Origin of the sequence: uncultured Streptococcus sp., assembly GCF_963521865.1 — a bacterium.
Classification (GTDB): domain Bacteria; phylum Bacillota; class Bacilli; order Lactobacillales; family Streptococcaceae; genus Streptococcus.
Genome location: NZ_CAUQWY010000058.1, coordinates 1 through 6,156 on the forward strand (window position 1 = coordinate 1; position 6,156 = coordinate 6,156).

6 protein-coding genes and 1 pseudogene are annotated in these 6,156 nt (G+C 44.6%); all 7 read left to right on the top strand.

Going from position 1 to position 6,156, the window contains the following annotated elements; genetic code table 11:
• Window positions 1-58: 58 nt before the first annotated feature.
• Window positions 59-250 (top strand): annotated as a pseudogene (locus RWO85_RS09410) (polyketide cyclase); the annotation flags it as partial.
• A gap of 12 nt (window positions 251-262) precedes the next feature.
• Entirely contained in the window at window positions 263-991 is a 729-nt protein-coding gene (locus tag RWO85_RS09415) for an ABC transporter ATP-binding protein (protein ID WP_314415528.1), read from the top strand.
• Window positions 984-2,504 (top strand): ABC transporter permease/substrate-binding protein, encoded by a 1,521-nt coding sequence (locus RWO85_RS09420; protein ID WP_314415531.1) that lies wholly within the window; start codon window positions 984-986, stop codon window positions 2,502-2,504. The genes RWO85_RS09415 and RWO85_RS09420 overlap by 8 nt, the downstream gene beginning before the upstream one ends.
• 338 nt (window positions 2,505-2,842) lie before the next feature.
• Complete coding sequence (locus RWO85_RS09425; protein WP_125453206.1) at window positions 2,843-3,445, top strand: ECF transporter S component; 603 nt, start codon at window positions 2,843-2,845, stop codon at window positions 3,443-3,445.
• The gene (locus RWO85_RS09430) at window positions 3,445-4,236 is read left to right on the top strand and encodes an energy-coupling factor transporter transmembrane component T (RefSeq protein WP_314415541.1); all 792 of its coding nucleotides are present in this window, start codon (window positions 3,445-3,447) and stop codon (window positions 4,234-4,236) included. Before RWO85_RS09425 ends, RWO85_RS09430 begins: the two co-directional genes overlap by 1 nt.
• On the top strand, window positions 4,212-5,048 hold the full coding sequence (locus tag RWO85_RS09435) for an ABC transporter ATP-binding protein (RefSeq protein ID WP_314415533.1): 837 nt from the start codon (window positions 4,212-4,214) through the stop codon (window positions 5,046-5,048). The genes RWO85_RS09430 and RWO85_RS09435 overlap by 25 nt, the downstream gene beginning before the upstream one ends.
• On the top strand, window positions 5,035-5,835 hold the full coding sequence (locus tag RWO85_RS09440) for an ABC transporter ATP-binding protein (protein ID WP_314415536.1): 801 nt from the start codon (window positions 5,035-5,037) through the stop codon (window positions 5,833-5,835). Before RWO85_RS09435 ends, RWO85_RS09440 begins: the two co-directional genes overlap by 14 nt.
• Window positions 5,836-6,156: the final 321 nt, after the last annotated feature.

The following is a 6,156-nucleotide window of genomic DNA, read 5'->3' on the forward strand; positions in this document are numbered from 1 at the left end:
AAAGAGGAGGAAAATGAGGTTTAAAATGGAGCAAATTAGCTGTTTATAAGTAAAGGCCACTTTTGACTTTGTTTTCCAACTCTTAGGACAAGGAAACTAAGTGGTTAGCTATGGTCGGACTCAGATTGATGGAGTTGCTTATGCCCAGTACGATATCCTCCGTCTAGAAAACGGGAAAATTGTGGAGCATTGGAATAATAAAGAAGTTATGCCTAGGGTAGAAGACTTGACCAATCGAGGCAAGTTTTAAAAGAGGAAGAACATGATTGAATACAAAAATGTAGCGCTACGCTATACAGAAAAAGATGTCTTGAGAGATGTCAATTTACAGATTGAGAATGGGGAGTTCATGGTTTTAGTGGGGCCTTCTGGGTCAGGTAAGACGACCATGATTAAGATGATTAACCGTCTCTTGGAACCAACTGATGGAAATATTTATATGGATGGCAAGCGCATCAAAGATTATGATGAGCGTGAACTTCGTCTTTCTACTGGATATGTTTTACAGGCCATTGCTCTCTTTCCCAATCTAACAGTTGCGGAAAATATTGCCATCATTCCTGAAATGAAGGGCTGGACTAAGGGAGAAATTACTCAGAAAACAGAAGAGCTTTTGGCTAAAGTGGGTTTACCAATAGCTGAGTATGGGCATCGACTTCCGAGTGAATTATCTGGTGGAGAACAGCAACGGGTCGGTATTGTCCGAGCTATGATTGGCCAGCCCAAGATTCTCCTTATGGATGAACCCTTTTCAGCCTTGGATGCTATTTCGAGAAAACAGTTGCAGGTTTTGACTAAAGAATTGCATAAAGAGTTTGGGATGACGACTATTTTTGTGACCCATGATACGGATGAAGCTTTGAAATTGGCGGACCGTATTGCTGTCTTGCAGGATGGAGAGATTCGTCAGGTGGCGAACCCTGAGACGATTTTAAAAGCTCCTGCCACAGACTTTGTTGCGGATTTGTTTGGAGGTAGTGTTCATGACTAATTTAATTGCAACTTTTCAGGATCGTTTTAGTGATTGGTTGACAGCTCTATCTCAACATTTGCAGTTGTCACTTTTAACCTTGTTGCTGGCTATCTTTATAGCGATTCCCTTAGCTGTTTATCTTCGCTATCATGAGAAATTGGCCGACTGGGTCTTGCAGATTGCAGGGATTTTCCAGACTATTCCGTCTCTAGCCTTGTTGGGGCTCTTTATCCCTTTGATGGGAATTGGGACCCTGCCAGCTTTGACAGCTCTTGTGATTTATGCGATTTTCCCGATTTTGCAAAATACCATTACTGGGCTAAAGGGAATTGATCCGAGTCTGCAAGAGGCTGGGATTGCCTTTGGGATGACCAGATGGGAACGTCTCAAGAAGTTTGAAATTCCACTTGCCATGCCTGTTATGATGTCTGGGATTCGGACGGCAGCTGTCTTGATTATCGGTACGGCAACCTTGGCGGCCTTGATTGGTGCAGGGGGACTGGGGTCCTTTATCCTCTTGGGAATCGACCGTAATAATGCTAGTCTGATTTTGATCGGGGCCCTTTCTTCTGCAGTGCTTGCCATTGCCTTTAACATCCTACTAAAAGTGATGGAAAAAGCAAAATTGCGGACGATTTTCTCTGGTTTTGCCTTGGTGACAATATTGCTTGGTTTGTCTTATAGTCCAGCTCTCTTGGCTCAAAAAGAGAAAGAAAACTTGGTCATTGCTGGGAAATTGGGTCCAGAACCAGAAATTTTGGCCAATATGTATAAGTTACTGATTGAAGAAAATACCAGTATGACTGCGACTGTTAAACCGAATTTTGGGAAAACAAGCTTTCTTTATGAAGCTCTGAAAAAAGGCGATATTGATATCTATCCTGAATTTACTGGTACGGTGACTGAAAGTTTGCTTCAGCCATCACCGAAAGTGGGTCATGAGCCAGATCAGGTTTATCAGGTAGCGCGTGATGGTATTGCCAAACAGGATCATCTAGCCTATCTCAAACCTATGTCTTATCAAAATACCTACGCTGTAGCTGTTCCGAAAAAGATTGCTCAGGAATACGGCTTGAAGACCATTTCGGACTTGAAAAAAGTGGAAGGGCAGTTGAAGGCAGGTTTTACACTTGAGTTTAATGACCGTGAAGATGGCAATAAGGGCTTGCAATCAATGTACGGTCTCAATCTCAATGTAGCGACTATGGAGCCAGCCCTTCGCTATCAGGCAATTCAGTCAGGCGATATTCAAATCACGGACGCCTATTCAACCGATGCAGAGTTGGCGCGTTATGATTTGCAGGTCTTGGAAGATGACAAGCAACTCTTCCCACCTTACCAAGGGGCTCCACTGATGAAAGAAGCTCTTCTCAAGAAACATCCAGAGTTGGAAACAGTTCTCAATAAATTGGCTGGTAAAATTACTGAAAGCCAGATGAGCCAGCTCAACTACAAAGTCGGTGTTGAAGGCAAGTCAGCAGAACAAGTAGCCAAGGAGTTTCTACAAGAACAAGGTTTGTTGAAGAAATAGTTTGAAAATGTCAAACTCAACTTTGTTAAACGACCATATAGAAAACTGCTCAGACAATGTTGTCTGGGCTTTTTTGGTGTCAGAATTAATGATTTTCATTTTTAAATGGAAAATAAGAGGAAATTTTTAGGATTTTCTAAAATTTTACTGTAAATACACTTGACTATTCACAAAATAGGTGTATAATGTGTTGTGAACTACTTAACAAATAAAGATTTCCAGCTCATGTCGACTAAGGATGGAAATCTTGTGTATAGACAGTTCAGTAGATATATAATAGAGCGTTGCGTCCGAAAGTCTATCCAGACACGGCTCTTTAAAAACAAAAGGAGAAGATTATGAAAACAGAACCGATTCATCGTACCAGTATGTGGAAATTTAAGTTAAGTGCTGCCACCATGACTTTGATTCCCGCTGCCGTGGGGATTAACTATGTTGCCAAAGCCTTGGCGGAGGGGTTAAAGTTGCCCGTTTGGCTGGGGTCCTTGGGAACCTTTCTTACCAGCATGTTGGCTGGGCCGGTTGCCGGTGCCATTAGTGGTTTCATCAACAACGTGATCTATGGGCTGACCTTATCGCCAATTTCAACCGTGTATGCGATTACCAGCATCGGAATTGGGATTGCTGTCGGAGTTTTGCACGCCAATGGGTGGTTCTCGTCAGCGCGACGAGTATTTGTTTCTGCTATTATTATTGCCATCGTTTCAGCTGTCATTTCAACGCCACTCAACGTCATCTTTTGGGGTGGTCAGACCGGTATCGCTTGGGGTGACTCATTGTTTGCGGTAATGGTCGCCAATCATGCACCAGTGTGGCTGGCCTCATTTACCGATGAGTTTATCTTGGATATTTTGGATAAAGTCTGCGTGGCCTACCTGTCATTCTTCATCTATCGTCAGCTGCCGAAGCGGATGGTGCACTTCTTTAGCGATGATAAATGATGATTGATAAAACATTGATTTCTGGAGCGCCACGGGTCAAGCTCAAGTGGTACCAGGTGATCGATCCGATTACTAAGCTCTTGTTCATCTTGAACATGACGTTGTTGAGCTTTGCCAGTATGAATTTATTGCTTCAGGCCGGATTAATTCTTGTCGCAACACTGCTATTGTTATTTGCCAAATTGAGTTCGACCACCTTTAAGGCGGTGGGATTCAGCCTGTTTCTGATTTGCACCATGCTGATCATCCAAGGGTTATTTTACAGTCGAAATCAAACTGTGCTGTTTTCTGTGCTTGGGGTGTCGTTCTACAAAGAAGGCCTGATTTACGCCACCACTCTGGGTTGTCGAGTATTGGTGATTATTTTGACCAGTGGCTTTTTTATGGTGACCACGAGTATTTCAGAAAACGCGGCCTATTTGGAACTGTCCGGATTGTCTTATAAAACCGTCTACGTTCTGATGTCGGTGTGTTATATTTTGCCGGAAATGATGCGCAATATGCGGAAAATCCAGCAGGCACAAAAAGTTCGCGGAACCAATCCGCAAAAAACGTTGATTCAGAAATTAAAGTCAATCCTGCCGGTTCTAATTCCATTGGTGATTAAGACCTTGGATCAATCGATGACGCGGTCGATTTCTCTCCAACTGAGAGGTTTTGATAATCTCAACCGGACTGTCAGAACCTCCCAGCGCGTGTATCGCCTGTCGCGGACGCTGCACATTGGTCTGACTGGATTGGCAATTTTATTGATTGGGTGGAAGATATGGACGAAGATAAACGGATTGTAATTGAAAATTTGACCACCCGTTATCCGGGTACTGAGCAACCACAACTGCGTCAGATTAACGCGGAGGTTCATACCGGCCAGGTGGTTGGGATTATCGGGAATAGCCACTCCGGCAAATCGACTTTGTGCCGTGTGCTGGCAGGCGTCATTCCCAAAATTGTGTCTGCTGAGATTGAGGGCGATTGGCACATGTTTGGCCAGCGAGTGTCCGACAATTGGCCTGTTTATAATGCCATGAATGGAGTTGTACTGCAAAATCCAGCTGGCCAACTAAGCGGGTTGGCAGACACGGTTGCCGATGAAATCGCCTTTGACTTGATTAATCAGGGAATGGCTGAAGGACTGATTCAAAAACGGGTTGAAGAAGTTGCCACGCAAATGGGGCTGATTGAACAGCTGAATTTGCGTCCCGAGAGCCTTTCCGGTGGTCAGATCCAGCGGTTGGCAATTGCCACGGCGATTGTGGCTAATCCGGCTGTTTTGATTATGGATGATCCGACCAGTGAGATGGATCCCCTTGGCCGCCGGCAATTTTTCCAATGGCTGGCCCAAGTCAAAGAGACGACTGTCTTCATTGTCACCAGTGAAATTGACGATTTGTGCGAAGTCGCCGACCTTGTGTGGGTGCTGCACGAGGGTCAAATGGTAGCCCAGGGCAGACCGGGCGAGGTGTTTAATCATTTGGCAGCTGACTGGCAGATTCCAGTCCCGACAATCCAGCAACTTGCTCAAAAAATGGATTGGCACTTGGCTGATGGCCGGTATCCGGTGAATTACGCTGATCTGAAGGAGGTTCGTTATGCCCACAATTGAACTGAGCCACCTGACGTTCACTTATCCGGAACGGTCCTTTAGCTTGGATGTTGAAGACAAACACTTCGCCGATCCGATGGTGGCGATTGTCGGCCAAAATGGTGCCGGCAAATCAACGCTCTTCAAATTGTTGACGGGCTTGCTGACACCACAAACCGGTGTGATTAAGATCGATGGAGAAAATTTTAATGATCTTAAACCAGTCGAAAAGTTACTGAAGGTTGGAATTACTTTTCAGAATCCTGACGATCAGCTTTTCAACCCGACAGTTCAACGAGAGGTGGAGTGGAATCTCGCGCAGGTCATGGATGACCACGACACGATTACGAGGCGGGCTTTAGAGGCTCTAAAAAGAGTTGGCTTGGATGATAAAACAGCTGAAAGTCCATATGACCTGTCATTGTCGGAACGCAAGCTGTTGAGCGTTGCCACAGTTTTGGCAGTGAATCCGGCGATTTATTTATTTGATGAGCCGATGATGTCGCTTGATTGGGAAAGCCGGCGCAAGTTGACCGCAATTTTCCATCAGTTGGCTGATTCGGGCCACCAAGTTGTGACCATCACCCATGACATGGATTGGGTCGCCGCCGAGTTTGAGTCGGTGTATGTTATGGAACACGGGAAGTTTGGCTTCGCCGGCAGTCCACGGGAATTGTTCAGCAATCACGAACTTGTCCAGCGAGTGGGATTACTACCACCGCGGATTATGGACATAGCGGAGTCGCTGGGTGATTCACAGACATATTTATCGGTTAATGATTATTGCCAGAAAAATCGAGATGTATAGAAAAAGTCACCTCTGCGGGTTTTCCAGGTTGAAGGATTAACTTCAGCTTCTGGCAAGAACTCACATGGGTGACTTTTGTGTTTAATAACGTTTCATGATCATCGGGTGCTTCCTCAGATTACTCGGTTTGATTTTACTTTGTTTCATGGTCATAATCATATACCATTTCTTTTGGATTTTTTGTTTGACTAATACAAAATAGGTCTTCATAGGTCTTCGCATTTTTAGCGCCCATTAGGATCATCAGTATAATTTTCTGAATTAGGAGACTGTCCCATCACTATTCGAACTTCGTCTCCCAACTTACGCTGTTCCCATTCA

What these genes read in the sequence shown, in the direction of transcription:
- RWO85_RS09415 (WP_314415528.1), top strand. Translation starts at nt 263, where the DNA reads ATGATTGAATACAAAAATGTAGCGCTACGCTATACAGAAAAAGATGTC.
- RWO85_RS09420 (WP_314415531.1), top strand. Translation starts at nt 984, where the DNA reads ATGACTAATTTAATTGCAACTTTTCAGGATCGTTTTAGTGATTGGTTG.
- RWO85_RS09425 (WP_125453206.1), top strand. Translation starts at nt 2,843, where the DNA reads ATGAAAACAGAACCGATTCATCGTACCAGTATGTGGAAATTTAAGTTA.
- RWO85_RS09430 (WP_314415541.1), top strand. Translation starts at nt 3,445, where the DNA reads ATGATTGATAAAACATTGATTTCTGGAGCGCCACGGGTCAAGCTCAAG.
- RWO85_RS09435 (WP_314415533.1), top strand. Translation starts at nt 4,212, where the DNA reads ATGGACGAAGATAAACGGATTGTAATTGAAAATTTGACCACCCGTTAT.
- RWO85_RS09440 (WP_314415536.1), top strand. Translation starts at nt 5,035, where the DNA reads ATGCCCACAATTGAACTGAGCCACCTGACGTTCACTTATCCGGAACGG.